The sequence below is a fragment of the Acinetobacter sp. SH024 genome (assembly GCF_000163635.1).
Lineage (GTDB): Bacteria > Pseudomonadota > Gammaproteobacteria > Pseudomonadales > Moraxellaceae > Acinetobacter > Acinetobacter pittii.
Window position 1 is genome coordinate 189,573 of sequence record NZ_GG753603.1, and the last position, 14,955, is coordinate 204,527.

The following is a 14,955-nucleotide window of genomic DNA, read 5'->3' on the forward strand; positions in this document are numbered from 1 at the left end:
CATTTACGGAGTACCAGCTAGAAATGTCAGGATTACGTTCAGAGCATATTAGTAATCGACTGTTCTTTTTTATGCTGGTTATTATTTTATCCTTATTATTCATGGCAGTACCTCTTATTGTAGGAAGCTATCAGGATTATATAAAAACTAGACAAGCCCTAGCTGAAATAAAAAGTTTAAGAGCAGTAGCCGATATTGCCTATAAAGTTTCTAAGGAACGTGCTCCTGCCAATAAAATGATGTCGAGTGGTCCTCATGATTTAGTAAAAAATCAGCAAGAACTAAAAACGTTTCGTTTAATCGTTGATGCGCAAATTGATACAAGCATTTTAATTTTAAAACAAGCTGGTTATGTTTCCTTAGCCAATGAGCTACAAACTAATTTTAAAGAAAATCTTAGACAAGCCCGACACGTAGTTGATTATTACGGTGAAACTCCATATACAGCAAGAACTTCTGTTCAACTGGATAATGCCATTTTAGGGATGTTTGGCGCATGGGATAATTGTAGGGAAATACTGCAAAAACTAATGTTGCAGTTAAAAAGTAAAGATAGCCGTATCTCTAATTATTTTACGCTTATTATCGTTCTGACTGATATGCGTGATCAGGCTGGGCGTATGGCATCTAACATTATTGCTCCCGTCAGTTTTAATGAAGAGATTCCAAGTAATAATCGTGCACGTTCATTACAAACTCAACATCAAGCTAGATATTTATGGATTTTGGTCGATACCTTACAGCCTGAACAGGCAAAAACTCCAGAATACCGTCGGTTATATTCTAGAGTGAAAACAGAGTTTATAGATCAGGGTATTCCGATTGTAGAAAGGCTATTAGAAGAAAGCCAAAAGAGCGAACCATATTTTTTAAGTGGTACACAGTTAACCGAAGCAATTGTAGGTAAATTTACCACTGTGGTTGATTTGCAGAGTTATATTCTTAATGAGAGTGTAGTCATTGCCACTCAAGAAAATGCAATTGCTCGAAATGGTTTCTTTTTAACTTTATTTATTTCTCTAATTTCTTTAGCAACAGCGTTACTTACCCTGATATATGCGCAAAGAAGAGTATTTTCGCCTTTAATTAAAGCGAGAACTTTAATTTTAGATTTATCGCATAGTTCTGATCATTGTAAAGATGAGATGAATGTCGCCACCAAAGGTGAATTTTTTTCTCTATTTGAAGCAATTGATCGATTACAACGTATGTTGCAACAACGCGACGCTTTTGAATTTCAGTTAAAGAATATTGCCAATACTGATCCACTCACCGGAGTCTCCAATCGTTTAGCTTTATCTGAATATTTAAAAATTGTTGAAAGTTACCCTCAAAAATTTACGCAAACCTGTTTAATGATTATTGATATTGATCGTTTTAAACAGGTGAACGACCAATATGGGCATATTGTAGGTGATCGCGTCATTGTCAGTATTGCCGAGCAATTAAAGCAAAATATTCGAAGTTCGGATTTAATTGTTCGTTATGGGGGTGATGAATTTTTAATATTGTTAGAGCAAGTACAATTTGTAGATGCTCGACTTTTAGCAGAGAAAATTCGGATTGCGATTTCTTTAGAAGAAATTTGTTTATCTGGTTCAGATGAAAAATTGCATGTCTCTGTCAGTATTGGTTTTGCCATAGGCGCGGCGAGTTGGATAGAGCTTTTAGAGAAAGCTGACCGTTCGCTATTAAGAGCAAAAGCCCGAGGACGAAATGCAGTTGAGGGATAAAAAAGCCGGAAATAAATTCCGGCTTTTTTATTCAATAACTTATTTCAACATCGGTTTTAAGAAACGACCTGTGTGGGAAATCTCAACCTCAGCCACTTGTTCAGGTGTGCCTTCGGCAATGATCATACCACCGCCCGAACCACCTTCTGGACCTAAGTCGACAACCCAGTCTGCTGTTTTAATCACATCAAGGTTATGTTCAATCACCACAATGGTATTACCCTTGTTACGTAGCTCATGCAAAATATCGAGTAACTTGGCAATATCATGGAAATGTAGACCTGTTGTTGGTTCATCCAAGATATATAAAGTTTTACCCGTATCTCGTTTTGCTAACTCACGTGCAAGTTTTACACGTTGCGCTTCACCACCCGATAAGGTCGTAGCTGCTTGACCTAAACGAATATAGCCTAAGCCCACCTGAGTTAAGGTTTCTAAGCGGCGGTGGATGACTGGAATGGCACTAAAGAATTCAGCAGCATCTTCGACAGTCATTTCTAAAACATCAGAAATGTTTTTGCCTTTATAGCCGACTTCAAGCGTTTCACGGTTATAACGTTTGCCATGACATGCATCGCAAGGCACATACATATCTGGTAGGAAGTGCATTGCGACTTTAATCATACCGTCGCCTTCACACGCTTCGCAGCGTCCGCCTTTTACGTTAAACGAGAAACGACCAGCACTATAACCACGTGCTTTTGCCTCTGGGGTTTGAGCAAATAACTCACGGATTGGCGTAAATAACCCTGTATAAGTCGCTGGGTTAGAACGCGGTGTACGGCCAATCGGGCTTTGGTCAATATCAACAACTTTATCTAGATGTTGAAGTCCATCAATTGAGTCAAACTTCTCGGCTGTTAAAGTCGTTGCACCATTGAGCTGTGTCGCTGCTAATGGAAGTAATGTGCGGTTAATCAACGTCGATTTACCCGAACCTGAAACCCCGGTTACGCAGGTCATAATGCCGAGCGGAATCGTTAAATCGACATTTTTTAAGTTATGACCTGCTGCACCTGAAAGCTTGATGACTTCATCTGGACGTGGTGATTCAGTACGTTTTTTTGGCACTTCAATTTTGAGTTTGCCAGAAAGATACTGTCCTGTAAGAGAATCAGCATGTTTAGCCAATTCATCATACGTGCCTTCAGCAATAATCACACCGCCGTGTACACCAGCACCAGGACCGATATCAATAATATGGTCAGCAGCACGGATTGCATCTTCATCGTGTTCAACGACTAATACCGTGTTACCTAAATCACGTAAGCGAATGAGCGTTTGCAATAAACGATCGTTATCGCGTTGATGTAGACCAATTGATGGTTCATCAAGAACATACATGACGCCCATCAAACCTGCACCAATCTGCGAAGCTAAACGGATACGCTGTGCTTCACCACCAGATAGGGTTTCGGCAGAGCGAGCTAGGCTTAAATAGTTAAGTCCCACACTCACCAAGAAGTGTAGACGCTCACGAATCTCTTTAAAGATTTTATCTGCGATTTCGCCTTTAGCACCTTCAAGATTTAGGCCTTGATAATAGCTTTCAGCATCACCAATTGACATGCGGGTAATGTCAGCAATGGTTTTGTCTTTCACACGAACATGACGTGAAATTTCATTAAGGCGTGAACCATCACATGCATCACACGCTGCATTAGAAAGGTACTGAGCTAAATCATCTCGTACATAGTTACTTTCAGTTTCACGGTAACGACGTTCAAGGTGCGGCAAAATTCCTTCAAATGGTTGCACGCGAGTATGTTTACGGCCACGTTCGTCGATATAGCTTAAATCAACTTTTTCTTTGCCCGTACCTTGTAAGAATTTCTTTTGAGTATCTTTATCTAGCTGATTCCAAGGCTTATCAAGTTGAAAACCGAAATGGTCGGCAACTTTTTGCAGCATCGAATAATAATATGGACGCTGACGATCCCATCCACGGATCGCGCCTTCACTAATTGCAAGATCAGGATTTGGAATGAGCTTTTCAGAGCTAAAATGACTACGGGTACCTAAACCATCACAAACAGGGCAGGCACCAAACGGGTTGTTAAATGAAAACAAACGCGGCTCAAGCTCTGCCACAGCGCGATCACATTCAGGACATGAGTGCTTTGCAGAAAAAACGCGATCAGGATGTTCACCATTCATCCATGATAAAACTGCAATATCGCCACCTAAACGTAGTGCGGTTTCAAATGATTCTGCAATACGGTTACCTAAGTCTTCACGTACTTTGAAGCGGTCAACAACGACTTCAATGGTATGTTTTTTCTTTTTGTCGAGTTCTGGTGGTGTATCAATATCAATGATTTCGCCATCCACACGGGCACGAACAAAACCTTGGCCTTGTAGTTGTTCGAACAGGTTACTGTACTCACCTTTACGCTCACGAACGACAGGGGCAAGCAACATGAGTGCTGTGCCTTCTTCAAGCGTTTTTACCGCATCGACCATTTCAGAAATAGTTTGCGCGACCATCGGCAAATCATGTTCTGGGCAATATGGTGTACCGACACGTGCATAAAGCAAACGCAAATAGTCATAAATTTCGGTAATCGTACCAACCGTTGAACGTGGGTTATGACTGGTAGATTTTTGCTCAATGGCAATCGCTGGTGATAAACCTTCAATCGAGTCGACTTCAGGCTTTTCCATTTGCGATAAAAACTGACGGGCATACGCTGAAAGTGATTCGACGTAACGGCGTTGTCCTTCGGCGTACAGGGTATCGAAGGCAAGAGAAGATTTTCCTGAACCTGATAACCCCGTAATTACCACAAATTTGTCGCGTGGAATATCGAGAGACACATTTTTTAAATTATGGGTACGTGCGCCTCGAATACGGATATGACTTTGGCTCATAAAACATCTCAATTATATATTGATGAAAATTTAGGTGCTGATTGCTCAGTCGCAGAGAGGTGTGACTGGTTATAAACAACAGACCCTATATATGATAACGATTTAAAATTGTTCAAGTGGTACAAAATGATTTAAAGCGACAAATTGTGACGGTTAAACGACAATCGACAAAATTTGTTTAAATAAGCAGATTGTATTTTTAACATTCCTTTCTTCAGATTTCTACTCTAAGCAAATTTTAACCAGCAACATAACTTTACTAGACGACTGGTCTAATAGTTGTTTATGATGTATGCATGAAACGATTAAATAAAAGTGAAACCACGCGACAACACATTTTAGATACGAGCTTTGAGCTGGTACTACGTAAAGGTTTTGTCGGTGTTGGTTTGCAAGAAATCTTAAAGGCTTGTGACGTACCCAAAGGTTCGTTCTATCACTACTTTGCTTCGAAAGAGGCATTTGGCTGTGCATTGCTCGAGCAATATATGGCTGATTATAAAGTTCGTATGGAACAACTTTGGCAACGCAGTGAGCAAAGTGCCCATGCTCGTTTAATGGCCCTATGGCAGGCATGGATTGATGATCCCGTAAACGGTAGTTGGGCTGAAAACTGTCTGATTGTGAAGTTAGCGGCAGAGGTTTCTGACTTATCAGAAGACATGCGCCAAATTCTCAATGACGGTGTGCACAAACTAACGCAACGTTTGGCTTTGCTACTCAAAGAAGGGCAACAAGAAGGATCAATTCCAAAACATATTGAGCCTTTAAAAACTGCGCAAGTCATGTATCAGTTATGGTTAGGTGCTGCTTTACTCACAAAATTGTCGCAAGACAAAGCACATCTACATTTAGCCTTAGAAACTACCCAACAACTCATAAAACCGATAGAGGAATAAAGCATGCGAAGTATTATCCATGGTAATTTTGGCGAACCTGTAGACGTTTTAGAGCAGGCGGATATGCCAAAGCCAGAACCAAAAGCAGGCGAAGTGCGTATTAAAACTATCATGTCTCCAATTCATAATCATGATGTATGGACAGTACGTGGAAGCTATGGCTACAAGCCGACCTTACCTGCAATTGGTGGTAGTGAAGCGGTTGGTATTGTTGATGCGTTGGGCGATGGGGTCACTCATCTACAAGTAGGGCAGCGTATTGCAGTTGCGGCTGTGCATGGCAGTTGGGCTGAATACTTTATTGCGCCTGCTCATGGGATTATTCCACTCAATAATGAAATTGATGATGAAACAGCAGCACAAATAATTGGTATGCCAATTAGTGCTCTCATGCTACTCGACTTTGTAAATGTTCAACCGGGTCAATGGCTCATTCAAAACACGGCAAATGGTGCAGTCGGTAAAACGGTTGCAATGATTGCTCAGGCACGTGGCTTACCTGTCATTAATCTGGTCCGTCGTACTGATGCGATTGCAGAGATGCAAGCATTAGGTATTCAGCATGTTGTTGCGACTGATCAGCCTAACTGGAAAGAGCAAGTTAAACAGATTCACGGCGACCAACCTCTTATTGCTGGTGTGGACTCGATTGGAGGAACCGCAAGTGGTGAAATGCTGAATTTACTCAGTGAAAATAGCTTGCTCGTTTCGTTCGGTAGTATGACTGGCGAAACCATGCAGATTTCATCGGGTGATTTGATTTTCAAACAAGTGACAGTAAAAGGTTTTTGGGCAAGTGTGGTCAACAAAGAAATGCCGGCAGAACGTAAAAAAGAACTGATTGTTGAGTTATTAACGTTAGCAACTCAGAAAAAATTAATTCTGCCTGTAGAAGGTGTGTTTAGTTTTGATGAGATTAAAACAGCTGCTCAAAGAGCAACACAAGGTGCTCGCCAAGGCAAAGTGTTGTTAAAACCGTAAAACACTAAAAGATCAGTCGAGAGACTGATCTTTTTTCATATCTTTAAAATAAAAAGGAAAATCGTATGATTGGACAAATTTTAATTGCACTTATCGCAATATTACATGTCTATATTTTAGTGTTAGAAATGTTTTTGTGGGACAAACCCTATGGCATGAAAGCCTTTGGAAATAATGCCGAAAAAGCAAAACTCACCAAAGTCATGGCACAGAACCAAGGTCTTTATAATGGCTTTTTAGCGGCAGGTTTATTCTGGTCCTTATTAGTTGATGCACCATTTGCAACATCAATTGCTAATTTCTTTTTAGGTTGTGTACTGATTGCAGGTATTTATGGCGGTCTGACTGCCAGCAAAAAGATTATTTATATTCAAGCAGTTCCTGCTTTAATTGCTTTGGTCGCTGTTAATTTTCTTTAAAAAGCGCAAAATACAGCGTTTTGAAATGGAAATGACCAGATAGGATCAGCGCATGTGGGCGTTATTTTTAAAGTGTATGTTAGGGGCTGGGGTTGTCCTCATTATTTCGATTTTATCGAAAAGTAAGGCCTTTTACATTGCAGGTTTAGTCCCACTTTTTCCTACCTTTGCTTTAATTGCTCATGTGATTGTTTTTCAGCAAAAAGGAGCCGAAGCATTACAAAAAACGGCTCTGTTTGGTCTATGGTCACTTATTCCTTATGCCATTTATTTAATTGCTGTTTATGTGCTGGCAACACGGATGTCGATGTGGTCTTGTCTAGGACTGGCAACTTTATGTTGGGTGGTGGCCGCGGCAGGTTTGATTTACGGTTGGCAGTTGTTTCAAAGTTAAATTTAAGGCTGACCATTTAAATAATTAAATGGTCAAAGCCTCATCTTGATTTAGATCTGATCTAAACCTAACCATTGTCTTTGATGGTAAGCACTATCCCAAAATAACCATTCAAGTTTTGCACCCATTGTGTATGCAGCATGCATTTTCTCTAAAGTATCTGCATCACAACGTGCGGCAACTTTATCCACTGTCGCAATCACATTACGAACCGCTGTATGGAACTCTTCACCTGCGTAGGTATCAATCCATGCTTGGTAAGGGTTATTTGGAATTGATTTATTTACAATATCTTTGCCAACTTCGGCATAAATCCAGAAGCAAGGTAAAAGCGCAGCAAGTACAACGGGGTAGCTTTCAGACCAAGCAGTTGCTGTTAAAAATGAAGTGTAGTGGTGGCCTGCCAAAGTTAATGGTGTATTTTGAAATTCTTCTTTGGTGACACCAAAGTTTTTCATGAAGTCATCATGCAAGCTACGCTCCACCACAATTGCAATTTTAGCTGCATCTGAAAATTGTATAATATCGTCAGCCTCAAAGGCCTTTGCTGCTGCAACAGCCAGCACACGACCATAGGCCACTAAATATTGAGCATCTTGAATAACATAATGACAAAAAGCTTCTTTATCTAAAGTACCGTTAGCAAGTTCCTGATTAAAAGGCAGGTCGAGAATTTTTTGATATAAATTTAAATTGCGTTGCCAAAGTTCTTGAGAAAAAAGCATAAAAACATTCCATTTAAATTAAGACAGCTGAACCAGATTTTAAATCAATTTTAAAATACAAAAATAATAATGATAGATATATCGAAAGAAAATATTTAATACGATTAATGAGTTAATTAAATGTTATAAATTTCTTTATTAAACAGAGAGATAAAGTAAAGGGAATAACGGCACAAAACAACATCGTTTTGTGGTTAATTATCGATATAATAGCGGCGGTTTTTAAGAAAGATTAAATTTATTCTTGGTATAGGTCTGATCCATGAAGCATTTCCGATTTTCGATATTTTTTACGGTGGTGTGTTTAGCACTATCCGCGTATTGGGGTTTTACCCATGGACCTGAAGCGGGCGTGTCTACCATGCTTAAAGCTTTAACAATTACAGCCATTTTAGCTGTAATGGAGGTCTCTTTATCTTTTGACAATGCTGTCGTAAATGCATCGGTTCTACGTAATTGGGATCCGTTCTGGAAAATGCTCTTTTTAACGGTAGGTATTTTAATCGCCGTTTTTGGTATGCGTTTAATTTTCCCGGTGGCGATTGTTGCGGTGACTGCGGATATGGGAATGATTGAAGTAGCTAAGTTGGCACTCAATGATCCGAAAACCTATTCTGAACGTTTAATGGCACATCACGCTGAAATTTCGGCTTTTGGTGGAACATTCCTATTACTGGTGTTCTTAAACTTCTTCTTTGATGAAGAAAAAGAAACCCATTGGTTCAGATGGCTTGAAGCTAAACTTTCTAGTTTAGCAAGCGTACCGGCAATGTCTGTCTTTATTGCTCTAATTGCGATGTTAATTATGGCAGCAAATGTTGATGAGTCGCAGCGCCTTGTGGTGACTATGGCTGGTATTTGGGGCATTGTGGTTTATATTGGCGTTGAAGTATTAAGTCATATGTTAGGTGGTGAGCCTGAAATTGACGAAGATGGCAATGCTATTATGAAAGATGGATCGGGCGCGGCTTCTGGCGTAGTTAAAGCGGGTATAGGTGGTTTCTTATATCTTGAAGTGTTAGATGCATCATTCAGTTTTGATGGTGTAATCGGTGCATTTGCGATTACCAGCGACGTTGTCGTGATTATGCTGGGTCTTGCAATCGGTGCTATTTTTGTCCGTTCAATGACAGTTTACCTTGTAGAAAAAGGCACCCTAGATGCCTATGTGTTCTTGGAACATGGTGCGCATTATGCGATCGGTGCCTTGGCATTCATTATGATTGCAAGTGGTACTGGCGTACATGTACCTGAAGTTGTTACTGGTTTAATTGGTGTAGCGTTTATTGTTTGGGCGGTTATTGCTTCAATTCAATATTCAAAGCGCGAGCAACAATCGCCTTAAGCTAATTTTCAGTAAAGTTCGATAGAATAAAGAGGCTAAATGCCTCTTTATTTTTTTAAGCCCAAATCGTTATTTTAAATAAGGTGTTCCGTATTTTTAGAAACGAATCGGCTTATAATTTACCTAGTTTGATAACGTGTATTGATATGATGAATGCTTTGGAACGTCGCTCAACTTTTGCCTTAAGTAGTATTTTTGCACTACGCATGTTGGGCTTGTTCATGATTATTCCTGTCTTTTCTGTAGTTGGGCAGTCATATCAATATGCGACTCCAGCACTCATTGGTTTGGCTGTAGGTGTCTACGGCTTAAGTCAGGCAATTTTGCAAATTCCATTTAGCTTACTGGCAGACCGTTTTAGCCGTAAACCGCTTGTGGTATTTGGTCTATTACTGTTTGCGATTGGTGGTGCAATTGCGGGTTTATCTGACACGATTTATGGCGTAATTATTGGCCGTGCTATCGCTGGCGCTGGTGCAGTTTCAGCTGTTGTCATGGCGCTTTTAGCAGATGTGACGCGCGAAGAGCAACGTACTAAAGCCATGGCTGCCATGGGCATGAGTATTGGTCTGTCTTTTGTGGTGGCTTTTAGCCTTGGGCCTTGGCTCACAAGCCTTGTCGGCATTTCTGGTTTGTTCTTTGTGACAACCATTATGGGCTTAATTGCGATTGCGATGTTATTGCTTGTACCTAAAGTGACTCGCCACCATCGTAATTATCAACAAGGCTATATGGCGCAGCTTAAGCAAGTCATTCAAATGGGTGATTTAAACCGTTTACATGTTTCGGTTTTTGCATTGCATTTATTGCTGACCGCCATGTTTATTTATGTGCCTTCACAGCTCATCGAGTTTGCACATATTCCTTTAGCAAGCCATGGTCTAGTGTATTTACCACTGTTAGTCATTAGCCTGTTCTTTGCATTTCCAAGTATTATCATTGCTGAAAAATATCGCAAAATGCGCGGGATTTTCTTAACAGCAATTACAGGCATTATTGCAGGTTTGCTGCTGCTCATATTTGGTTATCAGTCAAAATATGTTTTGCTTGCTGGCCTAGGAATTTTCTTTATTGCATTTAATGTGATGGAGGCTTTATTGCCTTCTTGGTTGTCGAAGTCTGCTCCAATTCAGTCAAAAGCAACGGCTATGGGCGTAAATGCCAGTAGTCAGTTTTTAGGCGCTTTTTTTGGTGGCACACTAGGTGGTCAATTATTGATGTTACATAATACTGCGATTGGATGGAGTGTCTTAGCAGGGATTGCTATAATATGGTTGCTAATTAGTTTTGGTTTAGCTCAGCCGCGGTATTTGTCATCGATTGTGTTGCCATTGCCGCAAGTGCAACAGGTGAATGAGTGGACCACACAGCTATTGGCAATTCGTGGTATCGAAGAAGTTGTGGTGATGCCTGACCAGCAAGTTGCTTATATTAAAGTCGATAAACAGTCTCTAGATGATGCTGCGCGACGTGATTTAACGCAGTTGTTCGGTAAAGAGGTAGCCATTTAAGCATAACTCTTATAAAGTAAAACATAGAAATGTATAGGATGAAGACAGCTAATGCGTGGTGTAAATAAGGTTATTTTGGTTGGTACTTTGGGTCGTGATCCTGAAACAAAAACTTTTCCAAATGGGGGCTCGTTGACCCAATTTTCAATCGCGACAAGTGAAGCTTGGACTGATAAAAATACCGGTGAACGTAAAGAACAAACAGAATGGCACCGTATTGTTTTGCATAACCGTTTAGGGGAAATTGCTCAGCAGTTCTTGCGTAAAGGTTCTAAGGTTTATATTGAAGGTTCACTACGTACGCGTCAGTGGACAGACCAAAATGGCCAAGAGCGTTACACTACAGAAATCCGTGGCGACCAGATGCAAATGTTAGATGCTCGTCAACAAGGTGAACAAGGTTTCGCTGGTGGTAATGATTTTAATCAACCACGTTTTAACGCACCTCAACAAGGTGGTAATGGTTATCAAAATAATAACAACCAAGGTGGCGGCTATGGCCAAAACAGCGGTGGTTATGGTAGCCAAGGTGGTTTCGGTAATGGTGGAAGCAACCCTCAAGCGGGTGGTTTTGCGCCTAAAGCGCCACAACAACCAGCTTCTGCACCAGCTGATTTAGACGACGATTTACCGTTCTAATCAAAGTTTCAAAAAAGGCGAGTTTATCTCGCCTTTTTTATTACTCAATTCCAAGCAAACGTATAAGTGCCGTGCCGGCAGCTGCCAAGCAAATCACTAATAACAGCGGTACTTTTTTCCAAACCAATAACAGTGCTAAGCCAACACCGAAAATACGTGCAAAACCTGCGAAATGTTGACCTTCAAAAAATGTTGTCGTCACTGCAATCGCACAGAGCAAAACAGTCGCACCGTTTGAGAGTAAAACTTGGTACTTTTCAGAAAAAGAGAATTTGGCACCCAAGTGAAACCCAGCGAAACGAATCCCATACGTTCCAAGTGCTAGTAAGCCTATACCTAAAATAATTAGTAATTGTTGACTCATTTCTTTCTACCAAATATTAAGCCAAAAAGTGAAATCAGAATTGGAAGCCCTGAGGCCAAAAAGGGTGTGGTGATCAGTGCTAAAGTTGATCCGGCAAATGCAGCTTTTCGAGTGGATTTATTCTTTAAAGCATTAAAAGTAAGAGCAATTAAAATCGCGGGGAAAATGGCATCTAAGCCAAATGTTTTAGGGTCTGGAATAGCACTTCCAATGAAATAACCTGCCGTTACACCCAGTGGCCAACTCAGCATAATGCATATACCACATAACCAGTAAGCAGCCTTTTTTGTTTCAAAATCGGGCTGTGCCATGCCAAACAAAACGCTTTCATCGTTCATGATATGAGCCCCGAAATATCGAGAATATTTGCCACGGATTAGTTCATTGACTGCAATACCAAAAGGTAGATGTCTTAAATTGACGAGTAGTCCTGCAATCGCAGCTGCAATTGGGCTACCACCTACAGCCAAGAAACCAATAAAAATAAATTCAGCAGTTCCTGCGAGCACAAACACGGATAGACAAAGCGGGATCCAGAGCGCTAAGCCATAACTTGCAGCGAGTGAACCTAAAGACATACCAACGACACTCGTCGCTAGACATACAAAGAAAATCGAGCGGGTAGTGTCTTTACTAAGTTTTTTAATTAGAGAGTATGTGGACATAGCATGATATAACGAACGATTTTCCATTATAATGAATAAGTCTGATCGTTTTGTCAAAACGAACGATCGTTTTTTTTATAGAACGGATGTGGTGAATGTCTCAGCCAATCGAAATTATTGCCAAAGGTTTAACGCGTGAACGTCAAAGAGCAGGGCTTTCATTGGCAGAGGTTGCTCGTCGTGCAGGTGTTGCCAAATCGACTCTTTCACAATTAGAAGCGGGCCAAGGTAACCCTAGCATTGAAACCTTATGGGCACTTTGTGTGGCGCTCAATATTCCATTTGCACGGTTGATGGAAGAACCAAGCAATCAGGTACAAGTCATTCGCTGTGGTGATGGTCCAACAGTGAGCTCAGAGATTGCCAATTACAAAGCAATTTTGCTGGCGACTTGTCCACCCCATGCCCGTCGAGATGTGTATTTACTGATTGTTGAACCAGGCGAAGACCGTCTTTCAGAGCCGCATCCAGTTGGTTCTGTGGAGCATATTATTGTGGTTGAAGGTAAAGCTTTGGTGGGCTTAATTGATGAAGCTGTTGAGCTTGGTGTTGGAGACTACATTTGTTATCCAGCTGACCAGAAACATATATTTAGAGCGTTGGAAACAGGCACAAAGGCATTATTAATTTCTGAACAAAACTAAAGAATTTCAATCTGATTAAAATAAAAACTAAAAGCCATTTACCAGCATCCCCTACAAAAAGGGCCAATTTTGCGTATAAATTTTGCAATTGGCTCTCTCTTTTATTACAAAAATGGCTCTCGTTTCTTGAGTGCCGAAACGACAAATTAAAGCTATTGGAAGTATGCATACGGAAGCGCCGGATAAGCTCAGTGAATTTTCTGTTTTAGGAATTGGGCAGAACGGCTAAATTTTTAGGGGATATTTTTTGGCTTCGGAGGATTTCCGAGACTAGCCGATATCCTCCATATATTAAGGAAAATGATATGGCAGCTCATCAAAATGGTTCTGAAGCCAATCACTCCCAAAGTTTAAAACATGGACTCAAATCACGCCACTTAACGATGATCTCGATTGCAGGGGTTATTGGTGGTTCTCTATTCGTGGGTTCAGGCAGTATTATTTACAATACCGGACCTGTAGTTTTCTTAACTTACGCTTTAGGTGGTCTACTCGTTTGGTTCATCATGCGTATGTTAGGCGAGATGGCCGTTTTAAACCCTGATAGTGGCTCTTTTTCAACTTACGCTGACCGTGCGATTGGCCGTTGGGCAGGTTTCTCAATTGGCTGGTTGTACTGGTGTACTCTGGCCATGCTCATGGGGTGGGAAGCCTATGTGGCAGGAAAAATTCTAAACAGTTGGTTCCCGTTTATACCGATCTGGGTCTATATGGTCGTGGTGATTGGCGCACTGGTTGTTGTTAATTTACAAAACGTGAAAAACTATGGTGAATTTGAGTTTTGGTTCGCCCTCATCAAAGTCATCGCGATTGTTATTTTCCTTGTGATTGGTAGTTTAGCCATCATGCATTTGTGGCCTTGGGGTAATCCGGCTGCTTCTGGTATTAGTAATTTAACCGCTGAAGGCTTTATGCCAAATGGCGGCTCATCCGTTATTACAGCCTTGCTTGGGGTCATGTTTGCCTACATAGGTGCTGAAATTGTTACGGTAGCGGCAGCAGAGTCGGCAAACCCATCGAAAGAAATTCGTAAAGCATCAAACTCGGTGGTTTGGCGAATTATTTTATTCTACGTTGGTTCAATGTTCGTTGCGGTATGTTTGATTCCCCACAATAATGAACTTTTGAAAGATTCAACTTGGGGAACCTATAGCGTAACTCTGTCTGCACTAGGCATTCCTGGCGCGCGCCATATCGTAAACTTTGTGGTTCTAACCTCAGTATGTAGTTGCTTTAACTCAGCACTTTATACGTGTTCACGTATGTTGTTCTCTTTAGCTAAACGTGGTGATGCACCGAAAAGTTTTGGCTCTGTAAACAGTAAAAGCAGTCCTTGGGTGGGCGTGATTGTGTCATGCTTCTTCTCTGTAATTGCCGTGATTTTAACTGCAACCGAGAGTATGAATGTTTATGACTTTTTCATGCTAACAACAGGTGCAGCCACACTCTATGTTTACCTGACTATTGCTTATTCTCAGCTTCGTATGCGTAAAAAATTAGAGGCTGAAGGCGTAAAAATTGACTTTAAAATGTGGATGTTCCCTTATCTAACTTATGTGGTGATTTTTGCAATTATTGGTGCAATTCTTACCATGTTGATTGAAGGCACCTACTTTAAAGAAGTGATTTACACCACAGCATTGTTCGGCATTATTGTGTTCTTCGGTTTGTTGTCTGAAAAATTGGGTTGGGGTAAAGAGCGTCGCGCAACCCATTTAACTCATAGTCATGAAGAAAAGTTAGTTTAAATTTTTAAATAAAAAAA

The 14,955-nt window shown here is 40.7% G+C and carries 14 protein-coding genes; 10 read left to right on the plus strand and 4 right to left on the minus strand.

The features are described from left to right. The first annotated feature begins 23 nt into the window (after positions 1-23). The gene (locus HMPREF0013_RS19655; protein ID WP_005804454.1) at positions 24-1,733 is read left to right on the plus strand and encodes a GGDEF domain-containing protein; all 1,710 of its coding nucleotides are present in this window, start codon (positions 24-26) and stop codon (positions 1,731-1,733) included. Between the two features lie 39 nt (positions 1,734-1,772). Here the strand turns inward: HMPREF0013_RS19655 and uvrA are convergent, their stop codons facing one another. Next, positions 1,773-4,604: an excinuclease ABC subunit UvrA gene (uvrA, locus tag HMPREF0013_RS19660; protein WP_025464166.1), complete on the minus strand. Its 2,832-nt coding sequence runs from the start codon at positions 4,602-4,604 to the stop codon at positions 1,773-1,775. A gap of 296 nt (positions 4,605-4,900) precedes the next feature. On the opposite strand from uvrA, the gene HMPREF0013_RS19665 reads away from it, so the two are divergent. The 4 genes from HMPREF0013_RS19665 (at position 4,901) to HMPREF0013_RS19680 (ending at position 7,297) form a co-directional block, all read left to right on the plus strand. Then, on the plus strand, positions 4,901-5,503 hold the full coding sequence (locus HMPREF0013_RS19665; protein WP_005804456.1) for a TetR/AcrR family transcriptional regulator: 603 nt from the start codon (positions 4,901-4,903) through the stop codon (positions 5,501-5,503). Positions 5,504-5,506: 3 nt separating this feature from the next. Beyond that, on the plus strand, positions 5,507-6,484 hold the full coding sequence (locus HMPREF0013_RS19670) for a zinc-binding dehydrogenase (RefSeq protein ID WP_005804457.1): 978 nt from the start codon (positions 5,507-5,509) through the stop codon (positions 6,482-6,484). A gap of 65 nt (positions 6,485-6,549) precedes the next feature. Continuing rightward, positions 6,550-6,903, plus strand: a complete 354-nt coding sequence (locus tag HMPREF0013_RS19675) for a DUF1304 domain-containing protein (protein ID WP_005066877.1) — start codon at positions 6,550-6,552, stop codon at positions 6,901-6,903. Positions 6,904-6,955: 52 nt separating this feature from the next. Beyond that, the gene (locus HMPREF0013_RS19680) at positions 6,956-7,297 is read left to right on the plus strand and encodes a GlpM family protein (protein ID WP_005804458.1); all 342 of its coding nucleotides are present in this window, start codon (positions 6,956-6,958) and stop codon (positions 7,295-7,297) included. 50 nt (positions 7,298-7,347) lie between these two features. Here the strand turns inward: HMPREF0013_RS19680 and tenA are convergent, their stop codons facing one another. Further along, entirely contained in the window at positions 7,348-8,022 is a 675-nt protein-coding gene (gene tenA, locus HMPREF0013_RS19685) for a thiaminase II (RefSeq protein WP_005804459.1), read from the minus strand. Between the two features lie 262 nt (positions 8,023-8,284). Here tenA and HMPREF0013_RS19690 point away from each other — a divergent pair, with 262 nt between their 5' ends. From HMPREF0013_RS19690 to ssb, 3 genes are all read left to right on the plus strand, one after another. Further along, on the plus strand, positions 8,285-9,367 hold the full coding sequence (locus HMPREF0013_RS19690; protein ID WP_005066886.1) for a DUF475 domain-containing protein: 1,083 nt from the start codon (positions 8,285-8,287) through the stop codon (positions 9,365-9,367). A 146-nt stretch (positions 9,368-9,513) separates the two neighbouring features. After that, a complete protein-coding gene (locus HMPREF0013_RS19695; RefSeq protein WP_005078603.1) occupies positions 9,514-10,878 on the plus strand; it encodes an MFS transporter in 1,365 nt (454 codons plus the stop codon). Between the two features lie 51 nt (positions 10,879-10,929). Beyond that, positions 10,930-11,517 (plus strand): single-stranded DNA-binding protein, encoded by a 588-nt coding sequence (gene ssb, locus HMPREF0013_RS19700; protein WP_005804461.1) that lies wholly within the window; start codon positions 10,930-10,932, stop codon positions 11,515-11,517. Positions 11,518-11,557: 40 nt separating this feature from the next. Here the strand turns inward: ssb and HMPREF0013_RS19705 are convergent, their stop codons facing one another. Both HMPREF0013_RS19705 and HMPREF0013_RS19710 read right to left on the minus strand, forming a co-directional pair. Continuing rightward, entirely contained in the window at positions 11,558-11,881 is a 324-nt protein-coding gene (locus tag HMPREF0013_RS19705) for an AzlD domain-containing protein (protein WP_005804463.1), read from the minus strand. Further along, the gene (locus tag HMPREF0013_RS19710) at positions 11,878-12,573 is read right to left on the minus strand and encodes an AzlC family ABC transporter permease (protein WP_005804464.1); all 696 of its coding nucleotides are present in this window, start codon (positions 12,571-12,573) and stop codon (positions 11,878-11,880) included. The genes HMPREF0013_RS19705 and HMPREF0013_RS19710 overlap by 4 nt, the downstream gene beginning before the upstream one ends. Positions 12,574-12,641: 68 nt before the next feature. Between HMPREF0013_RS19710 and HMPREF0013_RS19715 the strand changes: the two genes are divergently transcribed. Together HMPREF0013_RS19715 and HMPREF0013_RS19720 are read left to right on the plus strand one after the other, a co-directional pair. Then, positions 12,642-13,190, plus strand: coding sequence for a helix-turn-helix domain-containing protein (locus tag HMPREF0013_RS19715; protein WP_002117406.1), 549 nt, complete (start codon positions 12,642-12,644; stop codon positions 13,188-13,190). 305 nt (positions 13,191-13,495) lie between these two features. Then, on the plus strand, positions 13,496-14,938 hold the full coding sequence (locus HMPREF0013_RS19720; RefSeq protein ID WP_005804465.1) for an amino acid permease: 1,443 nt from the start codon (positions 13,496-13,498) through the stop codon (positions 14,936-14,938). The last annotated feature ends 17 nt before the right edge of the window (positions 14,939-14,955 follow it).

Excerpts from the sequence above, each read along its gene's own strand:
- HMPREF0013_RS19655 (WP_005804454.1), top strand. The coding sequence starts at position 24 with ATGTCAGGATTACGTTCAGAGCATATTAGTAATCGACTGTTCTTTTTT.
- uvrA (WP_025464166.1), bottom strand. The coding sequence starts at position 4,604 with ATGAGCCAAAGTCATATCCGTATTCGAGGCGCACGTACCCATAATTTA.
- HMPREF0013_RS19665 (WP_005804456.1), top strand. The coding sequence starts at position 4,901 with ATGAAACGATTAAATAAAAGTGAAACCACGCGACAACACATTTTAGAT.
- HMPREF0013_RS19670 (WP_005804457.1), top strand. The coding sequence starts at position 5,507 with ATGCGAAGTATTATCCATGGTAATTTTGGCGAACCTGTAGACGTTTTA.
- HMPREF0013_RS19675 (WP_005066877.1), top strand. The coding sequence starts at position 6,550 with ATGATTGGACAAATTTTAATTGCACTTATCGCAATATTACATGTCTAT.
- HMPREF0013_RS19680 (WP_005804458.1), top strand. The coding sequence starts at position 6,956 with ATGTGGGCGTTATTTTTAAAGTGTATGTTAGGGGCTGGGGTTGTCCTC.
- tenA (WP_005804459.1), bottom strand. The coding sequence starts at position 8,022 with ATGCTTTTTTCTCAAGAACTTTGGCAACGCAATTTAAATTTATATCAA.
- HMPREF0013_RS19690 (WP_005066886.1), top strand. The coding sequence starts at position 8,285 with ATGAAGCATTTCCGATTTTCGATATTTTTTACGGTGGTGTGTTTAGCA.
- HMPREF0013_RS19695 (WP_005078603.1), top strand. The coding sequence starts at position 9,514 with ATGATGAATGCTTTGGAACGTCGCTCAACTTTTGCCTTAAGTAGTATT.
- ssb (WP_005804461.1), top strand. The coding sequence starts at position 10,930 with ATGCGTGGTGTAAATAAGGTTATTTTGGTTGGTACTTTGGGTCGTGAT.
- HMPREF0013_RS19705 (WP_005804463.1), bottom strand. The coding sequence starts at position 11,881 with ATGAGTCAACAATTACTAATTATTTTAGGTATAGGCTTACTAGCACTT.
- HMPREF0013_RS19710 (WP_005804464.1), bottom strand. The coding sequence starts at position 12,573 with ATGGAAAATCGTTCGTTATATCATGCTATGTCCACATACTCTCTAATT.
- HMPREF0013_RS19715 (WP_002117406.1), top strand. The coding sequence starts at position 12,642 with ATGTCTCAGCCAATCGAAATTATTGCCAAAGGTTTAACGCGTGAACGT.
- HMPREF0013_RS19720 (WP_005804465.1), top strand. The coding sequence starts at position 13,496 with ATGGCAGCTCATCAAAATGGTTCTGAAGCCAATCACTCCCAAAGTTTA.